This is a genomic window from Streptomyces sp. NPDC005551, from assembly GCF_042871785.1.
GTDB lineage: Bacteria > Actinomycetota > Actinomycetes > Streptomycetales > Streptomycetaceae > Streptomyces.
Genome location: NZ_JBIAJE010000004.1, coordinates 552,231 through 574,390 on the forward strand (window position 1 = coordinate 552,231; position 22,160 = coordinate 574,390).

A 22,160-nucleotide genomic window follows, 5' to 3' on the forward strand; every position below is an offset into this window, starting at 1 on the left:
GGGCCTGTTGACGTGTGCTCATGATTCGTCACTCTACGTGTTCAGGGCGCTGCGCTGTGGAAGTCGCGCAAGGGCCACCGGTATGAGTGAAGCCGATATTCACAGCCCCTGAGTTGTCCACAGTTATCGACCAAGATCCACACGATTTCCCTGTTCGTTGCACCGTGATTCCAACGCGTCCGCTCGCGGCGAGTTCATGGCCGGTTCCGTTTGCCGGACGCGTTTGGCCGGTTCGTATCGGCCGTTCATATGGAGGCCGGTCTCCGGCTCTCCACACGAGCGGGAATCGCGGGGTCGCTCAGCACCCCGCCGGGACAGGAGCCAAGGGGGCTGGAGATCGTGGCCGGAGCCATCACACACGGACGGCCGCCCACCGCCGAAGGGCGGCAGGGCGGACCGTTGATCGTCACGGAGGACGTCGAGCTGCTCGACGACCTGCTGCGCCTGTGCGCGGCGGCGGGTGCCCGGCCGGAGGTGCACCCCGGCGTACCGGAGCGCGGCGGCGGATGGGAGGCGGCACCGCTCGTCCTCGTCGGTGACGACGCCGCTGCCCGGGTGCGCGGAGCCACCCGCAGAAGGGGTGTCGTGCTGGTGGGGCGGGATCAGGACGACTCCGGGGTCTGGCAGCGGGCCGTCGAGATCGGCGCGGACCACGTCCTGATGCTGCCCGACGGGGAGCGGTGGCTGGTCGACCGCATCGCCGACGTGACCGAGGGCGTCGGCAGCCCCGCCCTCACCGTCGGCGTGATCGGCGGCCGGGGCGGTGCCGGGGCCTCCACGCTGGCGTGCGCCCTCGCGGTCACCTCGGCACGCCAGGGCCGGCGCACCATGCTCGTGGACGCCGATCCGCTGGGCGGCGGACTCGACGTACTCCTCGGCGGGGAAGCGGTCGAAGGCCTGCGCTGGCCCGCCTTCGCCGCATCCCGCGGCAGGGTCGGTGGGGGCGCCTTGGAGGAGTCGCTTCCCGAGCTTCACGCGCTGCGGGTCCTCAGCTGGGACCGCGGCGACGCGGTGGCCATCCCGCCCCCGGCGGTCCGGGCCGTCCTCGCCGCGGCCAGGCGGCGCGGCGGCGCGGTCGTCGTCGACCTACCGCGAAGGATCGACGAGGGCGCCGCCGAGGCACTCGCCCAGCTCGACCTGGGAGTGCTGGTGGTCCCCGCCGAGCTGCGCGCCGTCGCGTCCGCGGGGCGGGTGGCGTCGGCGGTCGGCATGGTGCTGCGTGACCTGCGCGTCGCGGTGAGAGGTCCGTACGCACCCGGTCTGGACGACCGGGAGGTCGCCCGCCTGCTCGGACTGCCCCTGATCGGCGAGGTGCCCGAAGAGGTCCCCCGTCCGGACGGCGGCGTACCGCCCGGGGGAGCGACGCGGGGCCCACTCGCCCGCTTCTGCGCGGCGTTCTGGGAGCACATGCCCGTCGAAGGAGGGGGCGTATGAGCTGGGGTCCGGGCCAGGACGGCCGCCCAGGGCCACGAGCACGCAGGCATTCCGGTACGGAGCCGAGCCGCGCCGGGCACACGGCATCCGGCGGAGCCACGGGCGCGGGTACGGGCCTGCTGGACGGTGTCCGGCAGTGGCTCGCCGAGAGCGGGGCCGAACCGACACCCGCCCGTGTGGCACAGGCGCTCCGCGAACAGGGACGGGTGCTCGGGGACGCGGAAGTGCTCGGGGCCGCCGACGCGTTGCGCTCCGAGCTGGTCGGCAGCGGGCCCCTCGACCCGCTGCTCGCGGACCCGTCGGTCACCGACGTCCTGGTCTCGGCACCGGACCGGGTGTGGGTCGACCGGGGCGGAGGTCTGGAACTGACGGGCGTCTCCTTTCCGGACGCGGCGGCAGTACGGCGTCTCGCGCAGCGTCTGGCGGCCGTCGCCGGGAGACGGCTCGACGACGCCCGCCCCTGGGTGGACGCCCGCCTGCCGGACGGCACTCGCCTGCACGCGGTCCTGCCGCCGGTCGCGGTCGGCTCCACATGTCTCTCGCTCCGGGTCGTACGGCCGCGGGCCTTCACCCTCGACGAGCTGGTGACCGCGGGGACGGTCCCGCCCGGCGGGGACCGGGTGCTCCGGGCACTCCTGGACGCCCGGTTGTCCTTCCTGATCAGCGGGGGCACGGGGACGGGAAAGACGACGCTGCTCAGCGCGCTGCTGGGGCTCGTCGGTCCGGGCGAGCGGATCGTGCTCGCCGAGGACTCGGCGGAACTGCGGCCCGATCATCCGCACGTGGTCCGCCTCGAAGGGCGGCCCGCGAACCAGGAAGGCGTCGGACAGGTCGGGTTGCCGGATCTCGTGCGGCAGGCACTGCGCATGCGGCCCGACCGGCTGGTCGTCGGGGAGGTGCGCGGCCCCGAGGTCGTGTCGCTGCTGGCGGCGTTGAACACCGGACACGAAGGCGGCTGCGGCACGGTGCACGCGAATGCGGCCGCCCAGGTGCCCGCCCGGCTGGAGGCGCTCGGCACGGCCGCCGGGCTCGATCGGGCGGCGCTGCACAGCCAGTTGGCGGCCGCGCTGGCGGTGGTCCTGCATCTGGTGCGCGACCGGGCGGGCCGTCGCCGGATCGCCGAGGTGCACGTGCTCGAGCGGGATCCCATCGGGCTGGTGGTCACGGTGCCCGCGCTGCGCTGGGGCGCGGAGGCGTTCGCGTACGAGCGCGGGTGGGAGCGGCTGCGGGGGCTGCTCCGGGCCGGAACCGAAAGGAACGAGCAGTGGTGACGGAGGTCCGACGACGAGAGGTGGACGGGGGCCGGGATGACGACGGCGATCGGTGAGGTGGCGATGGGTGCGGCCGCGGCGTGCGCCGGGGCGGCGGCCTGGTCGACGGGCGGCCGGGACTCGCAGGTGAGGCGGGCGCGGTTGCTGTGCGCGGAAGGCGGCGCACTGGGTGCCGGACGGCCGCCGTGGGAGGAAGCGCGAGCCCGGGTGACGCGACTGCGCCGACACCTGACAGCCGAGTGGTGGTCGTTGGCCTGCGGGTTGGTGATCGCGGTAATGGGGGCGTCCGTGCTGCCCCTGTTGGCGGGTGCCGCCGGTGTGCCTCTGTTGCGGCGGGTGCGGCGGGCCGGGGAGCGGCGCCGGGAACAGGAGCGGCGGGGTGACGCGGTCATCGGGCTGTGTGCGGCGCTGGCGGGAGAGGTCCGGGCCGGGCGGCAACCGGGTGAGGCGCTGCTGCGTGCCGCGGCCGACGCGGGCGGGCTCGGTGAAGCGCAGGCGGTGGTGCTGGCGGCGGCCCGGTTCGGCGGGGACGTGCCCGGTGCCCTCTCCGCCGCGGCACGAGAACCGGGTGCCGAGGGGTTGTCGGGGCTCGCGGCGTGCTGGCGGGTGGCCGTGGACCGGGGCGCCGGTCTGGCGAGCGGCCTGGACCGCCTGGGCGGAGCGTTGCGTGCGGAGCGGGACCAGCGGGCGGATCTGCGGTCCCAGTTGGCGGGCGCCCGGTCCACGGCGGTGATGCTCGCGGGGCTGCCGGTGCTGGGACTGCTGCTCGGCACGGCCCTCGGCGCCGACCCCCTGCACGTGGTGCTGCACACCGGGCCCGGCCTGGGCTGTCTGCTGGTCGGCGCGGTGCTGGAGGGGGCGGGCCTGTGGTGGGCGCTGCGGATCGTACGGGGAGCGGAGGCGGGATGAGTGCGGAGATCGTCCACAGGCTGGGGGCGGTCCTGTGCGTGGCGTCGGCTCTGGGGTGGTTGGTCGGCGTGGCCGGGCGGGAGCGCAAGGCGCGGCGAAGGCTGGCCGTGCTGCTCCTCCGGGAGGCGGCGGCCGTGCGGCGGGGCCGTGAGGTGCGGGCGATGGCTCACCGGTGGCTGCCGGTGGCCGGGGCCGTGTGTGCCGGCTGGGTGCTGGTCGGAGGCATGGCCGGGCTCCTGGCCGGGTCGGCCGCCGGACTTGGGGCGTGGCGGTGGCGATTGAGACAGGCGACGGGGCCGGTGCCGGAGTACGACATGGCCGCGGCCGCCCGGCAACTGCCGCTCGCGGCGGACCTGCTGGCCGCCTGCATCGCAGCCGGTGCGAGTCCCGTGGCGGCGGCTCAGGCGGTGGGGGACGCCCTGCGTGGACCGGTCGGGGAGCGGTTGACGAGAGGTGCGGCCGAGGTCCGGCTCGGTGGCGAACCGGGCACCTCGTGGCGCGGGTTGGCGTCGATGCCCGGAGCCGCGTCCCTGGCGCGGCTTCTGGAACGGTCGGGCGAGTCGGGTGTGCCGGCTGCCGAGCCCGTCGCCCGGATCGCCGCGGAGGCCCGCGCCGAGTGGGGCCGCACCGCGACCGCCCGCGCACGCCGCGCGGGAGTCATGGTGACCGCGCCCGTCGGACTGTGCTTCCTGCCGGCGTTCATCGCGGTCGGAGTGCTGCCCGTGGTGATCGGGCTGGCGGAAGGCGCACTGGGAGGCGGTGGTGGATGACGGGAGCGGGCGCCCGGTGAGGGTGCGCGGGACACGGCAGTGATCACGAGCGACAGACGAACGAGTACGGACCTTACGGGGGTTGAGATGAACAAAGCGGTTTGGGCACGGCTGTGGGCTGTGACGGGCAGGATGCGCGAGGCGCGCAGGGCCAGGAGGGCGGCGGCACGGAGGGACGCGGGAATGGTCACCTCCGAGTACGCGATGGGGATCATCGCGGCGGTGGCGTTCGCCGCGGTGCTCTACAAGGTGCTGACGAGCGGACAGGTCAGCGGGGAGTTGCAGGACATCGTGGGACGGGCGCTCGATGTCCGGATGTGAGGGGACCGGAGGGCCGGTGGGTGCGGCGTCAGCGGCCGGCGTCGAGAAAGGCCTGAGCGCGTCGTTGGGGCTCAAGGGCGGGCCGCGATGGCGCATGTCCTCACCGGCGTTCCTGAACGGTTCGGGCGGTCATCCGCCCCGGGGGCGGGACCGGGGGTTCGTGACGGCGGAGACCGCGGTCGTGCTGCCTGCCCTCGTGCTCTTCGCGATGGCTCTCGTCTGGGCGCTGCTCGCCGCGTCCGCGCAGATCCAGTGCGTGGACGCGGCACGGGCGGGAGCCCGTGCGGCGGCCCGCCAGGACCCGCCCGACGCGGTGGTGGCGGTGGCCCGTCGGGCGGCACCGGGCGGGGCACGGGTGACGGTGAGCCGCGACGGCGACCTGGTGCGCGTGGCGGTCGCGGCCCACCCGCCCGGCCCGGACGCCCTCACGCTCGAACTGCGGCACGAGGCAGTGGCATTGGCCGAGGAGACGGTGGGGGGTGCGGGGTGAGGAGGGTGGGACGCGGTGCGGTGGCGGGCCGGTACCGTCGGCGCTTCCTACCCGGCCGGTCCGACCGAGGTTCCGCCTCCGTCTGGGTGGTGGGTGCGATCGCCGTCCTGTGCGTCGTCTTCGGAGCCGTGCTGGCCATGGGGCAGGCGATCGTGACCCGTCATCGCACGGCCGCCGCGGCGGACCTCGCGGCGCTCGCGGCGGCGGACCACTGGATGGGCGGCGGCACCTCCGCCTGCGCCGACGCGGAGCGCATCGCCCTAGCGCAGGGCGCCCGTCTGGTGCGGTGCGCCCTGACGGGCGAGGTGTCGGACGTCACGGCGGCCTCGGGTGGAGGGTTCCTGGCCGCGGAGGTCCGGTCTAGAGCGGGGCCTGCGGGTTCCCCCGCTCCTGCGGGTCCCCCCGCTCCTCCGGGTCTCCCGGACCCACCGGGGCCGGCGGCCCCAGCGGGTCGGGCCGGTCCTGCGGATCCCGCGGGTCGGCCGACGGATCCTGCGGGACCTGGCGGTCCTGGTGGTCCGGAGGGGCCGGCTCGTCCGGCGCCCCCTGGAGCAGCACCGTGAGCAGCCGCACCGCTCCCCGCTTGTGCAGCGGATCGTTGCCGTTGCCGCACTTGGGGGACTGGATGCAGGACGGGCAGCCGGCGTCGCACTCGCAGGACGCGATGGCCTGACGGGTGGCGGTGAGCCAGGCGCGGGCGGTGTGGAAGGCGCGTTCCGCGAAGCCCGCTCCGCCCGGGTGACCGTCGTACACGAAGACCGTGGGAAGGAGGGTGTCCGGGTGGAGCGGGACGGAGACACCGCCGATGTCCCAGCGGTCGCAGGTGGCGAACAGCGGCAGCATGCCGATCGAGGCGTGCTCGGCGGCGTGCAGGGCGCCGCCGAGGATCTCCGGATTCACCCGGGCGGCGTCCAGCTGGTCCTCGGTGACCGTCCACCAGACGGCACGGGTGCGCAGCGTACGGGGAGGGAGGTCGAGTCTGGTCTCACCGAGCACCTCACCGGTGATGAGCCGGCGTCGCAGGAAGGAGACGACCTGGTTGGTGACCTCCACGGAGCCGTAGCACAACCGGCCGTCGCCCCAGGGCACTTCGACGTCCGTCTCCAGGACGGAGATGGACGTCGTGTCGCGGGCGACCGTCGAGTAGGGCGGGGCGGCCTCCTCGACGAGGGCGACGGAGTCCTCCAGGTCCAGTTTGCGCACCAGATACGTGCGGCCCTGATGGAGGTGGACGGCACCCTCGTGCACCGCGGTGTGCGCGGCGCCCTCGTCGACCGTGCCGAGGAGCCGGCCCGTCCCGGACTCCACGACCTGGACGGGGGTGCCGCCACCGCCGCGGATGTCGGTGAGGTCCGCGGCCCGTTCGCGGCGCGTCCAGTGCCAGGCCTTCGTCCGGCGGCGCAGCAGCCTCGCGGCCTCCAGCTGAGGCAGCAGATCGGCCGCGGCGGGTCCGAAGAGGGCGAGGTCCTCGTCCGTGAGGGGTATCTCGGCGGCGGCGGCGCAGAGGTGGGGCGCCAGGACGTACGGGTTGTCGGGGTCCAGGACGGTGGACTCGACGGGCTGGTCGAAGAGAGCCTCCGGGTGGTGGACGAGGAAGGTGTCCAGCGGGTCGTCACGGGCGACCAGGATCGCCAGCGCCCCCTGCCCCGAGCGGCCCGCGCGTCCCGCCTGTTGCCACAGGGAGGCCCGGGTGCCGGGATAACCGGCGATGAGGACGGCATCGAGACCGGAGATGTCGACGCCGAGTTCGAGTGCGGTGGTGGCGGCGAGGCCGAGGAGTTCGCCGGAGTGGAGGGCACGCTCGAGGGCGCGGCGTTCCTCGGGGAGGTAGCCGCCGCGGTACGCCGCGACACGCCGGACCAGTGAACGGTCTGTCTCGGCGAGGCGTTCCTGGGTGATGACCGCGATCAGTTCGGCGCCCCGGCGGGAGCGTACGAAGGCGACGGAGCGCACGCCCTGGAGGGTCAGGTCGGTGAGGAGGTCGGCGGTCTCGGCGGTGGCGGTACGCCGTACGGGTGCGCCCTTCTCGCCGTGCAGGTCGGTGAGCGGGGGCTCCCAGAGCGCGAACACCAGTTCGCCGCGCGGGGAGGCGTCTTCGGTGATCTCGACCACGGGAAGGCCGGTGAGGCGGCCCGCGGCGACGGAGGGCTCGGCCGATGTCGCGGAGGCCAGCAGGAAGACGGGGGAGGAGCCGTAGCGGACGCACAGACGGCGCAGACGGCGCAGTACCTGGGCGACGTGCGAGCCGAACACGCCCCGGTAGGTGTGGCACTCGTCGATGACGACATAGCGCAGGGAGCGCAGGAAGGAGGACCAGCGGGGGTGGGAGGGCAGTATCCCGCGGTGCAGCATGTCGGGGTTGGTCAGGACGTAGTTGGCGTACTGGCGGACCCATTCGCGTTCCTCGACCGGCGTGTCACCGTCGTAGACCGCGGCGCGCACGGCGTTCCCGAGAGGTTGTGAAAGTTCCTTCACCGACCGGCACTGGTCGGCTGCCAGGGCCTTGGTGGGTGCCAGGTAGAGGGCGGTGGCGCCACGGCCGTTGGGAGCCTCGGAGCCGTCCAGGAGGGCGGTCAGGACCGGTGCGAGGTAGGCCAGGGACTTGCCGGAGGCCGTGCCCGTGGCGACGATCACCGACTCGCCGTCCAGGGCGTGCTCGGCGGCCCGTGCCTGGTGGGCCCACGGGTGGGTGATACCGGCGGCCTGGACGGCGGCGACGACCTCCGGGCGGATCCGGTCGGGCCAGACGGCATGCCGACCCTCACGCGGGGGCAAGTGCTCCGTATGAGTGATGCGCGAAGCCCGGCTCGGCCCCGAGGCGAGCCGGTCCAGGACCGTGCCCGGCGAGGGGCTGGAGGCGGTGTCCGTCGGGGTGCGATCGGATCGGTGATTCTTGGCCATCGGGACCGAGTGTGTCACTGGCGTGACGGACAATGGAGCCAAGGCGTCGTGCACGCCTGCCGGTAAGTGATTGAATGCCATCGCGGCTGGCGAACCGTCCCGGGGCTGCCGAGGTGTCCCTTGGGATGACCGCTCGATTAGCAAGGTGCTGGAGGATCCGTGGACCTGTCCCTGTCGACCCGTACCGTCGGCGATCGTACGGTCGTCGAGGTCGGTGGCGAAATCGATGTATATACCGCGCCCAAGCTGCGCGAACAGCTGGTCGAGCTGGTGAACGACGGCAATTTCCATCTTGTCGTCGACATGGAGGGCGTGGACTTCCTCGACTCCACCGGGCTCGGCGTGCTGGTCGGCGGTCTGAAGCGTGTGCGTGCCCACGAGGGCTCGCTGCGGCTGGTCTGCAACCAGGAGCGCATTCTGAAGATCTTCCGCATCACCGGCCTCACCAAGGTGTTCCCCATCCACACCTCCGTCGAGGAAGCGGTGGCGGCCACCGACTGACCCGTCCGCGGGCGTGGGCCACAGGACGGCAGCAGTCGTGCGCCCACAACGGTAGAAGCAACGAGGGGGGACGGGCCTCGGCGGCCCGGCCCCCTGACAGCACGCCCGTAGTTCTTAGGGGGATGCATGGCCACCGTTGAACTCCGCTTCAGCGCGCTGCCCGAGCACGTCAGGACCGCCCGGCTGGTGGCGGCAGCGGTGGCGCGCAGGGCCGGAGTGGACGAGGCCGTACTCGACGAGGTCAGACTCGCGGTGGGCGAGGCCTGCACCCGTGCCGTCGGACTGCACCAGAGCAGTGGCACGTCGGCGCCGGTCCGGGTGTCGCTGATCGAGGACGAGAAGCAGTTCTCCATCGAGGTCGGGGACGAGGCACCGCGTGCGGTCCCGGGCGACCGGTTGCCGGGTACCCGCGGTGCGTCCGATGAGCCGGACGTGGAGACCGAGGAGGACGAGATGGGCCTCGCGGTCATCAGCGGCCTGGTCGACGACTTCGAGGTGACCGCCGGTGAGAACGGCGGTCTGATCAGGATGAGCTGGCCGACCACACCGCCCGTCGCGCTCGTCCCGTAACACCCCGAAGTACCGCGCGGACGCGATCGAGGTACTGCGCGGACGCGACGGACGTACGGCGGCGGGGACGCGACGGACATACGGCGGCGCGGACGCGACGGACATACGGCGGCGCGGACGCGCCGCTACGTACCCCGCGGACGTCCCGTGGGTCGCAAGTGGCACAAGCCCCGCTGGACGTCTCCTCACCCCCATAGGGCGCGGCCTGCGTACCCGTAGAACCTCAAGGGCCCTGTTCAGCAGGGCCCTTTTGCGTGCGCGGAGTGAACGGGCTCGTTCGCGTGAATTCATTCACGATCAATGACCCGATTATTGGATCACGCGTCAACGCTTCAGGGCCATTACCGCTTTCGGGTTCCGCGTTCACGGCCGGATCATTTACTGAGGGGCCTGTGAAGGCTAATTCTGTTTGCCGCACACTGTTTTGATCAGGTTCCGGTACCTACAATCCGTCCACATCTTGAGCTCAGCCCAAGCGTCAAGGAGGACGAATGGCGGGGCTTTCTACCCCTCATGAGTTTGACCACCCCACAACCCTCGCAGCCGCGGTACTGACGGATGACAACCGCATCATCGTGATGGTGATCGGGGTCGTCGCGCTCGCGGCACTCGTGGTCGCCGGAATCCTGGTGCGCCAGGTCCTCGCCGCCGGCGAGGGCACCGACAGCATGAAGGAGATCGCGACCGCGATCCAGGAGGGCGCGAATGCCTACCTGGGGCGGCAGATGAGGACCCTCGGCGTATTCGCCGCCGTGGTGTTCTTCCTGCTCATGCTGCTGCCCGCGGACGACTGGAATCAGCGGGCCGGCCGGTCGATCTTCTTCCTGATCGGCGCGGTGTTCTCGGCGACCACCGGCTATATCGGTATGTGGCTCGCCGTACGCAGCAATGTCCGTGTGGCCGCCGCGGCACGGGAAGCGACTCCCGCGGAGGGTGAGCCCGAAAAGGATCTCACCGCCGTTTCGCACAAAGCCATGAAGATCGCTTTCCGCACGGGCGGCGTCGTCGGCATGTTCACGGTGGGGCTCGGTCTGCTGGGCGCCTCCTGCGTGGTGCTGGTGTACGCGGCCGACGCGCCGAAGGTCCTGGAGGGTTTCGGTCTCGGTGCCGCGCTGATCGCGATGTTCATGCGTGTCGGCGGCGGCATCTTCACCAAGGCCGCGGACGTCGGCGCCGACCTGGTCGGCAAGGTCGAGAAGGGCATTCCGGAGGACGATCCGCGCAATGCCGCGACCATCGCCGACAACGTGGGCGACAACGTCGGCGACTGCGCCGGTATGGCCGCCGACCTCTTCGAGTCGTACGCGGTGACGCTGGTCGCCGCGCTGATCCTCGGGAAGGCCGCGTTCGGCGACGCCGGGCTCGCGTTCCCGCTGATCGTTCCGGCGATCGGAGTCCTCACGGCGATGATCGGCATCTTCGCGGTCGCACCACGCCGGGCGGACCGCAGCGGGATGAGCGCCATCAACCGCGGCTTCTTCATCTCCGCGGTGATCTCGCTGGTGCTGGTGGCGGTGGCCGTCTTCACCTATCTGCCGTCGTCGTACGCCGACCTGGACGGTGTCACCGATTCGGCCATCCAGGCCAAGGGCGGCGACCCGCGGATCCTCGCCATCCTCGCCGTCGCGATCGGCATCGTGCTGGCCGCGCTGATCCAGCAGCTGACCGGCTACTTCACCGAGACGACCCGCCGGCCCGTGCGGGACATCGGCAAGAGCTCGCTCACCGGCGCGGCCACCGTCGTCCTCGCCGGCATCTCCATCGGCCTCGAATCGGCCGTCTACACGGCTCTGTTGATCGGCCTCGGCGTGTACGGGGCGTTCCTCCTGGGCGGTACGTCGATCATGCTGGCGCTCTTCGCGGTGGCGCTGGCCGGCACCGGGCTGCTCACCACGGTCGGGGTGATCGTGGCCATGGACACCTTCGGGCCCGTGTCCGACAACGCGCAGGGCATCGCCGAGATGTCCGGCGACGTCGAGGGCGCGGGCGCCCAGGTGCTCACCGACCTGGACGCGGTGGGCAACACCACCAAGGCCATCACCAAGGGCATCGCCATCGCCACGGCCGTCCTCGCGGCCTCGGCCCTCTTCGGCTCGTACCGCGACGCGATCACCACGGCCGCGGGAGAGGTGGGCGAGAAGGTCTCCGGCAGCGGCGCCCCGCTGAACCTGATGATGGACATCTCACAGCCCAACAACCTGGTCGGCCTCATCGCGGGCGCCGCGGTCGTGTTCCTCTTCTCGGGGCTGGCGATCAACGCGGTGTCCCGGTCCGCCGGGGCGGTGGTCTACGAGGTGCGGCGGCAGTTCCGTGAACACCCCGGGATCATGGACTACAGCGAGAAGCCGGAGTACGGGCGCGTCGTCGACATCTGCACCAAGGACGCGCTGCGCGAACTCGCCACGCCCGGCCTGCTCGCCGTACTGACGCCGATCGCGATCGGGTTCACGCTCGGGGTCGGCGCGCTCGGCTCGTTCCTGGCGGGCGCGATCGGCACCGGCACGCTGATGGCGGTCTTCCTCGCCAACTCCGGAGGCGCGTGGGACAACGCCAAGAAGCTCGTCGAGGACGGCCACCACGGCGGCAAGGGAAGTGAGGCGCATGCCGCGACGGTGATCGGGGACACGGTCGGCGACCCCTTCAAGGACACCGCCGGTCCCGCGATCAACCCGCTGCTGAAGGTGATGAACCTGGTGGCGCTGCTGATCGCGCCGGCCGTCGTCAAGTTCTCGTACGGCGACGACAAGAGCGTCGGGCTGCGTGTGCTGATCGCGGCGCTGTCGTTCCTCGTGATCGTGGGTGCCGTCTACCTCTCCAAGCGGCGCGGCATCGCCATGGGCGACGAGGACGGCGACGCGGACAGGTCGGCCAAGTCGCCCGATCCGGCGGTGGTTTCGTAGCTTCGGCGACCTCTGCCCGGTCGGGTATCGAGCAACGGGCGGGTGGGCGGCGCGCATTGACGCGCCGCCCACCCGCCCGCTCTCGTTCTCGCTCTCTCCGTGAGCCTTGTCTCCGTGGGGCAAATGGCGCAATAACGGATAAAGCAGATGTCCGGCATACGGTTGTCCCCCACTTGGCGTGTATGTTCCGGGGCCGAGAGCCATGGAAGGGACCAATCCGGTGAACAAGAAGCTCGCGGCCGCGGTGTCCGGCGGTGCGGTACTGGTGATGGCGCTGTCGGGATGCGGCAGCAGCGACGACGGCAACGAGAAGCTGGACTCGTGGGCCAAGCAGGTCTGTGACGCGGTGAAGCCGCAGGCGAGGAAGATCGAGGCGGCCAACGCCGCGATCCAGAAGGAGACGTCGGACAACAGCACGCCCAAGGCGGTCCAGTCGACCGACTCGCAGGCGTTCCAGGACATGTCCGACGCCTACAAGGCGATCGGCGCCGCCGTGAAGAAGGCCGGGGCGCCGAATGTCGACGGTGGCGAGAAGAAGCAGACCGACGCGGTCAAGGAACTCGACGACATCTCCTCGGCGTACGCCGATCTGCGCAAGCAGGTCGACGGGCTCGACACCAAGGACCAGGCGAAGTTCGCCGACGGCCTCAAGGATGTCGCCACCGAACTCGACAAGCTGAGCCAGAGCGGTAACGACGCGCTGAAGAAGCTCGAGGAGGGTGACGTGGGCCAGGCCATGGCCCAGCAGGCGAGCTGCAAGAGCGCGTCCGGCTCTCCCGAGGTCACCAAGGGCTGACCCGGCCGAACGGCCCCGCCCCGCGGTGTCGGCGGCGGGGCCGGTTTCCCGTGCCCGGGAGTGGCGCTGACGGTCAGCCGGGCATGGGGGTGGCTCCCGCGTTTTCCGTGCTCGGGGTGGGCTGACGGTCGACCGTGTCCGGGGCGGCTCTGACGGTGCTGGGCCCGTGTGGGTGGCTTCGCGGCGCGGTGCGCGGAGCCCGCGGTGCCTGGGGTGATGGCGGCCTTGGCGGAGCCCGGTGTGCGTGATGGGTGATGGGTGCTGGGTGCGCGGGGGTGGTGGCGGGCGTGCGGTGCCCGGTCGCGCCGTCGTCGCGCCCTGCGGGTCACAATGGGGTGGTGAGCCACACCAGCCTGTCACCGTTGCCCTCGTCCGACCGTCCCGACGTCGCCGCGCGGCTGCGGGACGCCCTGCTCGGCGCGTCCTACACCGCCGACGGGATGCTTGATCTGCTCGGCGCCCCCGCGTACGCGGCGCTGGCGCGCAGCGAGACCGTGCCCGCGCTCCGGGCGACCCGCGGGGACACCCCGCTGGAGACCCTCGTACGCCTGTTCCTGCTGCAGCAGCCTGTGCAGCACGCGCGCGTGGCGGACGTGCTGCCCGTCGCCGACTGCCTGGACGGCGGATGGCTGACCTCGGTGGGCGGGGACGAGGTCGCCGCGACCGTGGACATCAGGCCGTACGGCGGGACGGACGGCGAGGACTGGTTCATCGTGTCCGACCTCGGGTGCGCGGTCGGCGGGGCCGGCGGCATCGGCAGCCGGGAGGAAGGTGTCGTCCTCGGCGTCGGCGGGGCGTCCACGACGCTCGCCGGCATCACCGTGCGCACGCCCGTTGCCTCCGCGCTCGACCTCGGTACCGGCTCCGGGATCCAGGCGCTGCACACCGCCCAGCACGCGACGCGCGTGACGGCGACCGACGTCAACCCCCGCGCGCTGCACATCACCGCACTCACCCTGGCGCTCTCCGGTGCCCCGGCGGCCGATCTGCGGGAGGGCTCCCTCTTCGAGCCCGTCGCCGACGAGAAGTACGACCTGATCGTGTCGAACCCGCCCTTCGTGATCTCACCTGGCGCCCGGCTCACGTACCGGGACGGCGGGATGGACGGGGACGATCTCTGCCGCACGCTCGTTCAGCAGGCGGGGGAGCGGCTGAACGAAGGGGGGTACGCGCAGTTTCTCGCCAACTGGCAGCACGTGGAGGGGGAGGACTGGCAGGACCGGCTCCGCTCGTGGGTGCCGCGCGGCTGCGACGCGTGGATCGTGCAGCGCGAGGTGCAGGACGTCATGCAGTACGCGGAGTTGTGGCTGCGGGACGCGGGCGACCACCGCAGCGACCCTGCCGAGTACCAGACGCGGTACGACGCCTGGCTCGACGAGTTCGAGGCGCGCAAGGTGAGGGCCGTCGGCTTCGGCTGGATCAGCCTGCGCAGGACCGGCGCCGCGGAGCCTTCGGTCACGGTCGAGGAATGGCCGCATTCGGTCGAACAGCCGCTCGGTGACGCCGTGCGCGCGCACTTCGACCGCGTCGGCTACCTGCGGGAGCACGACGACGCGGCCCTGCTTTCCGGCCACTTCAGGCTCGTGGCCGAGGTCGTCCAGGAGCAGGTCGGACTGCCCGGTGCCGAGGACCCCGAGCACGTGGTGCTGCGTCAGCACCGCGGAATGCGCCGGGCGACCAAGGTGGACACCGTCGGCGCGGGCTTCGCGGGCGTCTGCGACGGCACGCTGAGCGCGGGGCGGATTCTGGACGCCATCGCGCAACTCATCGGCGAGGACCCCGTCCTGCTGCGCGACCGCACACCCGAGCAGATCCGGTTGCTGGTGGAACAGGGGTTCATCGAGCCGGTGAGGTGACACCGCGCGGCTCTTCGCCTGGCCCCTGGGCCGGCGGCTCGCTCGGCGCCGACGGGGCTTCGGCTCGCGTGAGCCCCACCGGCCACTCCCTCAGCCGGCTCCCTGAGCCGGACATTCCCTGAGCCGGAGACTCCCTGAGCCGGAGACTCCCTGAGCCGGAGACTCCCTGATCTGGTGGATCCCTCGGCCTGCGGCTCTCTCGGCGTGCGGACGCTTCGAACGGCGGCGGGCCTCGGCCGGCGGTGTCTGCGCCTGACCGGGGCCGCGTCCGACGGGCGCTCCCCGAGGTCGGCCGTTCCGCGTTCACCGTGGGTTCGTCCGGCCGCTTCCCTGACGTGCCAGTCTCCGCACCCTGGGACGGCGGGACGGAAGGGTGGAGCCATGGAAAGCGGGCCGGCGATCTTCGCGGGATCGGCGTTCACCCTGTTCGGAGGGGCACTGCTGGCGTGGACCGCGATGCGGCTGCGGCACCGCCTGCCCGTCGCCCTCGGTGTGAACCCCGTCGCATCGGCGACGCTCGCGGGCCTCGCCTCGGCAGGCGCCCTGGTGCTCGCCGCTTGGTGCTTCACGCGCGCGTAGGGAGGGGTTCGCCGGTCTCCGGACGGACGGCGTCCGGTAATTGAGGGGTCACGCTCCGGATGGGGGTGAAACAGCCGGTGGCCACTCCGGGCGGCAGGAATGGCGGTAGTCGGGTTACCGTTCGAGTGGCCGTTGCGGGCTTTTCCCGTTTGACACGGGGGCGGGATGTACCGTCACACTCCGCAGCGTCAGCACGACACGACCCCCGGGAGCAAGACCTGGGGAGACCCCCCTCGTCGATCCGGAGAGAAGAGCGAAGTTGTCCCCGACCAGCGACACCGCACACGGCGGCCGCCGACTCGTCATCGTCGAGTCGCCTGCCAAGGCGAAGACGATCAAGGGCTACCTCGGCCCCGGCTACGTCGTCGAAGCGAGCGTCGGGCACATCCGCGACCTCCCGAACGGCGCCGCAGAGGTGCCCGACAAGTACACCGGCGAGGTGCGCCGCCTCGGCGTCGACGTCGAACACGACTTCCAGCCGATCTACGTCGTCAACGCTGACAAGAAGGCCCAGGTCAAGAAGCTCAAGGACCTGCTGAAGGACTCCGACGAACTCTTCCTCGCCACCGATGAGGACCGCGAGGGCGAAGCCATCGCGTGGCACCTCCTCGAGGTCCTGAAGCCCAAGGTCCCCGTCCACCGGATGGTCTTCCACGAGATCACCAAGGACGCCATCCGCGCCGCCGTCGCCAATCCGCGCGAGCTCAACAAGCGCATGGTCGACGCCCAGGAGACCCGCCGCATCCTCGACCGCCTCTACGGCTACGAGGTCTCGCCGGTCCTGTGGAAGAAGGTCATGCCGCGCCTGTCGGCCGGCCGTGTCCAGTCCGTGGCGACCCGCCTCGTCGTCGAGCGTGAGCGTGAGCGCATCGCCTTCCGCTCCGCCGAGTACTGGGACCTCACCGGCACCTTCGGCACGGGCCGCGCGGGTGACGCGTCGGACCCGTCGTCGCTGGTCGCCAGGCTGACGGCGGTCGACGGCAAGCGCGTCGCCCAGGGCCGCGACTTCGACTCCCTCGGGCAGATCAAGAGCCCGAACACGCTCCACCTGGACGAGACGAACGCCCGCGCGCTCGCCGCCGCCCTCGGGGACACCGCCTTCGCGGTCCGCTCGGTCGAGTCCAAGCCGTACCGCCGCTCGCCGTACGCCCCGTTCCGTACGACGACGCTCCAGCAGGAGGCCTCGCGCAAGCTCGGCTTCGGCGCGAAGGCCACCATGCAGGTGGCGCAGAAGCTGTACGAGAACGGCTTCATCACCTACATGCGTACGGACTCCACCACGCTGTCGGACACGGCGGTCGGCGCCGCCCGTGCCCAGGTCACGCAGCTGTACGGGGCCGACTACCTGCCTGCCCAGCCGCGTACGTACGCCGGGAAGGTCAAGAACGCGCAGGAGGCGCACGAGGCGATCCGCCCCTCGGGTGATCGTTTCCGCACCCCGGCCGAGACGGGTCTGACCGGCGACCAGTTCAAGCTGTACGAGCTGATCTGGAAGCGGACCGTCGCCTCACAGATGAAGGACGCGGTCGGCAACTCCGTCACCGTCAAGATCGCGGGCCGGGCCTCCGACGGCCGCGACGCCGAGTTCAGCGCGTCCGGCAAGACGATCACCTTCCACGGCTTCCTCAAGGCGTACGTCGAAGGCGCCGACGACCCGAACGCCGAGCTGGACGACCGCGAACGCCGGCTGCCCCAGGTGAGCGAGGGCGACCCGCTGTCCGCCGAGGAGATCTCGGTCGACGGCCACGCCACCAAGCCCCCGGCCCGCTACACCGAGGCCAGCCTGGTCAAGGAGCTGGAGGAGCGCGAGATCGGCCGCCCGTCGACGTACGCGTCGATCATCGGCACGATCCTCGACCGCGGATACGTCTTCAAGAAGGGCACGGCTCTCGTCCCGTCCTTCCTCTCCTTCGCCGTGGTCAACCTCCTGGAGAAGCACTTCGGGCGGCTCGTCGACTACGACTTCACCGCCAAGATGGAGGACGACCTCGACCGCATCGCGCGGGGCGAGGCGCAGTCCGTGCCGTGGCTGAAGCGGTTCTACTTCGGCGAGGGCGAGGCGAGCGGCGCCGCCGAGGCGGGCAACGGCGACGGCGACCACCTCGGCGGTCTCAAGGAACTCGTCACCGACCTGGGTGCCATCGACGCCCGCGAGGTGTCGTCCTTCCCGGTGGGCAACGACATCGTGCTGCGCGTCGGCCGCTACGGCCCCTACGTCGAGCGCGGCGAGAAGGACTCCGAGAACCACCAGCGCGCGGACGTCCCCGAGGACCTCGCCCCGGACGAACTCGACGTCGCGTACGCGGAGGAGCTGCTGGCCAAGCCCAGCGGCGACTTCGAGCTCGGCGCCGACCCGGCGACCGGCCACCAGATCATCGCCAGGGACGGCCGTTACGGCCCGTACGTCACCGAGGTGCTCCCCGAGGGCACCCCGAAGACCGGCAAGAACGCCGTCAAGCCGCGTACGGCGTCGCTGTTCAAGACGATGTCGCCCGACACGGTGACGCTCGACGACGCACTCAGGCTGATGTCGCTGCCGCGGGTCGTCGGCAAGGACGCCGAGGGCGTGGAGATCACCGCGCAGAACGGCCGCTACGGGCCGTATCTGAAGAAGGGCACGGACTCGCGGTCGCTGACCGCCGAGGAGCAGCTCTTCACCATCACGCTGGAGGAGGCGCTCGCGATCTACGCGCAGCCCAAGCAGCGTGGACGCGCCGCCGCCAAGCCGCCGCTGAAGGAGCTGGGCGAGGACCCGGTCAGCCAGAAGCCGGTCGTGGTCAAGGACGGTCGCTTCGGCCCGTACGTCACCGACGGCGAGACCAACGCGACCCTGCGGTCCGGCGACAGCGTCGAGGAGATCACCCCGGAGCGCGGCTTCGAACTGCTCGCCGAGAAGCGCGCCAAGGGCCCGGTCAAGAAGACCGCGAAGAAGGCACCGGCCAAGAAGGCGGCCACCAAGAAGGCCCCGGCCAAGAAGACGGCCGCGAAGAAGACGACGGCGTCGAAGGCACCCGCCAAGAAGGCACCCGCGAAGAAGGCCGCCGCCGAGAAGACGACCGCCTCGGAGAGCTGACTTCCGCGGAGGACTTCCGGGGAGTCTCTCCAAAGGCCGCCTCTGCTGAGCGCCTTTTCCGGAGGTCCGCACGGATCCCTCAGGGCGGCTCCCCGCCGCCCACGCGGGCTCTCTTCTGCCCGCCTCGCGCGCCCCCACACCTCCAGATGTGGGGGCGCTCGTATGTTCGGCCGCCCCTTCGGGGAGCCGGTTCCCTCCGGATAGGCTGTCAGGATGACGCGAGCCGAGCAGCCAACGGCCCACCACCGGGCCCCCGACGACGCCCTGGTCGCAGATTCCCGGGAGCGTGCCGTCCGCGCACTCCTGCGCCGACCGCAGTTGAAACGCCTGTGGAGTGCGCAGCTGGTGGGCGGAGTCGGTGATGCCCTGGCCCTGCTGGTCCTGGTCCTCCTCGTCCTCCAGGCGGCCATCGCCGATGGCTCCTTCGGCGGCGGCTATCGCGGGGTGAGCCTCGCCGTGGCGGCCGTCTTCGGGGCCCGCGTCCTCGCGACGCTGCTCTTCGGCGCGGTACTCCTCGGCCCGCTCAGCTCCCTGACCTCCCAGGAGGGACCGCTCGACCGCCGCTGGACCATGATCGGGGCGGACGCCGTACGCGCCGCCCTCCTGATCGTCGCGCCGCTGTGGATCGACTGGACTCCGGACGACGCGCCGGCCGTCCTCCTGGTGACCGCCTTCGTGGCCGGCGTCGCCGAGCGCTTCTGGACCGTGTGCCGCGAGAGCGCGGCGCCCGCGCTGCTGCCCGCGCCGCCCCTGGAGGGCGCGACGGTGCGCCCGCTGCCGGACCACATGGACGCACTGCGGCGCCTGTCGCTGCGTACGGCCTTCGTGTCGGTGCCGCTCGCGGCCGCCGCACTCGTCGTCGTGTCGCTGCTGAACAACCTGCTGGGCGCCGGGCTCGACTGGTTCGAGCAGCACCAGGCGGCCCTCGCCTCGTACGTCGCCGCCGGTCTGTTCGCCGCCTCCCTCACCGTGCTCACCTCCCTGGAACTGCCCGGCACGCGCACCCCCCGCGCCCGTTCGCCCCTGGAGGGGCTGCGGCGTCCCAAGACCGGCACGGCCGTCGACAAGGGCCGTACGGGGGCCATACCGCTGCTCGTGCCGGCCTGCGCCGCCGTCGCCGGGGCCGTCGCGGCCGCCGTCGCCGTCTTCGTGCTGCACGCCAAGGACCTCGGCGGCGGCCCGGTGACGTACGGACTGCTGGTGCTCGTGCTGACCGGCGGTGTCGTGATCGGCATCCGTACGGCGCCGTCCCTGCTGCCCTCGCTGTCGCGGCGCCGGCTGCTCGCGCTGGCCATCGCCTTCACCGGCGTCGCCCTGCTCACCGCCGGACTCGTCCCGGACGTCACGACGGTGCTGCTGATAGTCGGTCTCGCGGGGATCGGCGCGGGTGTCGCCGCCAACACCGGGCACACGCTGCTCGACCAGGAGACCGAGGAGTACCGCCGACCGCGAACGACCGAGCACCTGCACGCGGTCGTGCGCGTGTTCGTGGCGCTGGGTGTGCTGGTGGCGCCCCTGGTCGCCGCCGCCATCGGTCCGCACCGGCTGGAGAACGGCAAGTTCGTCTTCGCGCACGGCGGTGCCGCCTTCACGCTGATGCTCGTCGGCGCGCTGCTGCTGCCGGTGGCCGCGCTGGTGCTCGCCAAGATCGACGACCGGTCCGGAGTGCCGCTGCGGCACGACCTGCGGGACGCGCTGCGCGGTGGCGACGACCCGGAGCAGGCGCCCGCCGCAGCCGGCTTCTTCATCGCCCTGGAGGGCGGCGACGGGGCCGGCAAGTCCACGCAGGCCGAGGCCCTCGCGGACTGGATCCGTGCCAAGGGACACGAGGTCGTGGTCACCCGCGAGCCCGGGGCGACGCCGGTCGGGAAGCGGCTGCGGTCGATCCTGCTCGACGTGTCCTCGGCCGGCCTCTCCAACCGCGCGGAGGCCCTGCTCTACGCGGCCGACCGCGCGGAGCACGTGGACACGGTGGTGCGCCCCGCGCTCGAACGCGGCGCCATCGTCATCTCGGACCGCTACATCGACTCCTCCGTGGCCTACCAGGGAGCCGGCCGCGACCTGTCGCCGACCGAGATCGCGCGGATCTCGCGGTGGGCGACCGACGGTCTCGTGCCGCATCTGACGGTACTGCTGGACGTGTCTCCGGAGACGGCCCGTGAGCGGTTCACGGAGGCGCCCGACCGCCTGGAGTCCGAGCCGGCCGAGTTCCACGCGCGCGTGCGGGCCGGTTTCCTCACCCTCGCCGCCGCCGACCCGGGGCGTTACCTGATCGTCGACGCGGGCCAGGAGCCCGAGGCGGTCACCACCGTCGTCCGGCACCGGCTCGACATGATGCTGCCCCTCTCCGAGGCCGAGGTGAAGGCCCAGGAGGAGGCGCGCAGGGCGGCCGAGGCGGAGGCCCGGCGCAAGGCGGAGGAAGAGGCGCGCCGCAAGGCCGAGGAGGAGCGTCTGGAGCGCGAGCGCCAGGAGCAGCTCGCCAAGCTGCGTGCCGAGGAGGAGGAGCGCAAGCAGCGCGAGCTGGAGGAGGCTCAGCGCCGCGAGGCCGAGCGCCAGGCCGAGGAGGCCCGGCAGCGCGCCGAGGAGGCCCGCCGCCGTGCCGAGGAGGAGCGCGTCCGCAAGCTCGCCGAGGAGCAGGCGCGAGCCGCCGAGGAGGAGCGCAGGCGCAGGCAGGCCGAGGAGGAGGCGCGGCTGCGTGCCGAGGCCGAGGCCCGGCGCCTGGAGAAGCAGCGCAAGGCGGAGGAGGCGTTGCTGCGGGCGGAACAGGCGCGACGGGCGGCGGCGGAGGCCGCCGCTGCTTCGGCGGCCGCCGTGACCGCGGCCGGGGCGCTGGGGGCGGGGCCCTCGGGCGCCGGTACCGCGCCTTCGGCGCCCGCTTCGACGCCTTCGACGCCTCCCGCGCCGGCTGCGGATAGCCGGCCGACCGTGCCGACGCCGATCGTGACACCTAAGAACGCGACGGGCGGTCCGGCGGACGAGACGGCGGTACTGCCGCCCGTGCGGGACCTGGGGGAGGGCCTCGGGTCCGGAACCGCCGGTTCTGCGGCCTCCGGTTCCGGGAGCACCGGTTCCAGGACCTCCGGGTCCGGGAGCGGTTCCCGTGGGGACGGCGGTTCCCGCGGGGACGGCGAGGAGACGGCCACGCTGCCGAAGCCGCCGGTCCCGCCGACGGCGGCCGGCGAAACGGCGGTGCTGCCGCCGGTTCCTTCGACGGCGGCGGACGAGACGGCCGTGCTGCCCCCGGTGACGCCTGGTGCGGCGGACGAGACGGCCGTGCTGCCCCCGGTGCGTGCGGACCGTCCTGCCGACGAGACGGAGGTGCTGCCGCCCGTACGTGACGCGGGCGAGCCTCCGGCACGCGGCAGGGCAACGGGCGGGTCGACCGACCGTGTGCCGCCGGGTTTCTTCCGTGACGAGCGCCCGGCGGGCGACGAACGCCCGCGGCCCGAGGGCAGGGACGCGAGCGAGGGGGGCAACGAGCGCACGCGCGAACTGCCACAGGTCGACGAGACGGGCACCCCGCGCCGGCGCCGCTCGGACTGGGCGGAGGAGACTCCGCTGGACGACCTCCCGAGCCTGGCGGACGAGCTGCTCGGCCCGCGCGAGGACGACGACCGGGACGAGGGGCGCGGCAGGGGCGGACGGCGTCGCTGAGCCGATCCGGCACCGGCACCGGAACCCGCGTCGACGGGCGGCACCGGCACCGGAACCCGCGTCGACGGGCGGCACCGGCACCGGAACCCGCGTCGACGGGCGGCACCGGCACCGGAACCCGCGTCGACGGGCGGC

Annotated in this window: 15 protein-coding genes and 1 pseudogene; 15 read left to right on the forward strand and 1 reads right to left on the reverse strand. The window is 72.4% G+C overall.

Annotated elements, in window-relative coordinates; translation table 11 throughout:
- Positions 1 to 339: 339 nt before the first annotated feature.
- The 7 genes and pseudogenes from ssd to ACFYP4_RS14880 form a co-directional block, all read left to right on the forward strand.
- Positions 340 to 1,434: a septum site-determining protein Ssd gene (gene ssd / locus ACFYP4_RS14850; protein ID WP_358852888.1), complete on the forward strand. Its 1,095-nt coding sequence runs from the start codon at positions 340 to 342 to the stop codon at positions 1,432 to 1,434.
- Complete coding sequence (locus ACFYP4_RS14855) at positions 1,431 to 2,705, forward strand: TadA family conjugal transfer-associated ATPase (protein WP_388785577.1); 1,275 nt, start codon at positions 1,431 to 1,433, stop codon at positions 2,703 to 2,705. The genes ssd and ACFYP4_RS14855 overlap by 4 nt, the downstream gene beginning before the upstream one ends.
- A 36-nt stretch (positions 2,706 to 2,741) precedes the next feature.
- Entirely contained in the window at positions 2,742 to 3,614 is an 873-nt protein-coding gene (locus ACFYP4_RS14860) for a type II secretion system F family protein (RefSeq protein ID WP_388785579.1), read from the forward strand.
- Positions 3,611 to 4,384: a type II secretion system F family protein gene (locus ACFYP4_RS14865; protein WP_388785581.1), complete on the forward strand. Its 774-nt coding sequence runs from the start codon at positions 3,611 to 3,613 to the stop codon at positions 4,382 to 4,384. Before ACFYP4_RS14860 ends, ACFYP4_RS14865 begins: the two co-directional genes overlap by 4 nt.
- 87 nt (positions 4,385 to 4,471) lie before the next feature.
- Positions 4,472 to 4,705 (forward strand): DUF4244 domain-containing protein, encoded by a 234-nt coding sequence (locus ACFYP4_RS14870; protein WP_388785583.1) that lies wholly within the window; start codon positions 4,472 to 4,474, stop codon positions 4,703 to 4,705.
- A 94-nt stretch (positions 4,706 to 4,799) separates the two neighbouring features.
- Positions 4,800 to 5,195: a TadE family type IV pilus minor pilin gene (locus tag ACFYP4_RS14875; RefSeq protein ID WP_388785585.1), complete on the forward strand. Its 396-nt coding sequence runs from the start codon at positions 4,800 to 4,802 to the stop codon at positions 5,193 to 5,195.
- Positions 5,196 to 5,284: 89 nt separating this feature from the next.
- A pseudogene (locus ACFYP4_RS14880) lies at positions 5,285 to 5,536 on the forward strand (Rv3654c family TadE-like protein); the annotation flags it as partial.
- Between the two features lie 19 nt (positions 5,537 to 5,555).
- On the opposite strand, the gene ACFYP4_RS14885 reads toward ACFYP4_RS14880, so the two are convergent.
- Positions 5,556 to 8,177, reverse strand: a complete 2,622-nt coding sequence (locus tag ACFYP4_RS14885; protein WP_388785587.1) for a DEAD/DEAH box helicase — start codon at positions 8,175 to 8,177, stop codon at positions 5,556 to 5,558.
- Between the two features lie 78 nt (positions 8,178 to 8,255).
- Between ACFYP4_RS14885 and bldG the strand changes: the two genes are divergently transcribed.
- The 8 genes from bldG (at position 8,256) to tmk (ending at position 22,025) form a co-directional block, all read left to right on the forward strand.
- On the forward strand, positions 8,256 to 8,597 hold the full coding sequence (bldG, locus tag ACFYP4_RS14890) for an anti-sigma factor antagonist BldG (protein WP_010986038.1): 342 nt from the start codon (positions 8,256 to 8,258) through the stop codon (positions 8,595 to 8,597).
- 126 nt (positions 8,598 to 8,723) lie between these two features.
- Positions 8,724 to 9,167 carry an ATP-binding protein gene (locus ACFYP4_RS14895; RefSeq protein ID WP_358852881.1) on the forward strand — a complete coding sequence of 148 codons (444 nt, stop codon included), beginning with the start codon at positions 8,724 to 8,726 and terminating at the stop codon, positions 9,165 to 9,167.
- 491 nt (positions 9,168 to 9,658) lie between these two features.
- Positions 9,659 to 12,067, forward strand: a complete 2,409-nt coding sequence (locus ACFYP4_RS14900) for a sodium-translocating pyrophosphatase (RefSeq protein ID WP_358852880.1) — start codon at positions 9,659 to 9,661, stop codon at positions 12,065 to 12,067.
- Between the two features lie 202 nt (positions 12,068 to 12,269).
- Complete coding sequence (locus tag ACFYP4_RS14905; RefSeq protein WP_388785590.1) at positions 12,270 to 12,863, forward strand: small secreted protein; 594 nt, start codon at positions 12,270 to 12,272, stop codon at positions 12,861 to 12,863.
- A gap of 338 nt (positions 12,864 to 13,201) precedes the next feature.
- Positions 13,202 to 14,719 carry a methyltransferase gene (locus ACFYP4_RS14910; RefSeq protein WP_388785591.1) on the forward strand — a complete coding sequence of 506 codons (1,518 nt, stop codon included), beginning with the start codon at positions 13,202 to 13,204 and terminating at the stop codon, positions 14,717 to 14,719.
- Positions 14,720 to 15,100: 381 nt separating this feature from the next.
- Positions 15,101 to 15,298: a hypothetical protein gene (locus tag ACFYP4_RS14915; protein WP_388785593.1), complete on the forward strand. Its 198-nt coding sequence runs from the start codon at positions 15,101 to 15,103 to the stop codon at positions 15,296 to 15,298.
- A gap of 259 nt (positions 15,299 to 15,557) precedes the next feature.
- Entirely contained in the window at positions 15,558 to 18,371 is a 2,814-nt protein-coding gene (gene topA, locus ACFYP4_RS14920; RefSeq protein WP_388785595.1) for a type I DNA topoisomerase, read from the forward strand.
- Between the two features lie 213 nt (positions 18,372 to 18,584).
- Positions 18,585 to 22,025, forward strand: coding sequence for a dTMP kinase (gene tmk, locus ACFYP4_RS14925; RefSeq protein ID WP_388785597.1), 3,441 nt, complete (start codon positions 18,585 to 18,587; stop codon positions 22,023 to 22,025).
- Positions 22,026 to 22,160: the final 135 nt, after the last annotated feature.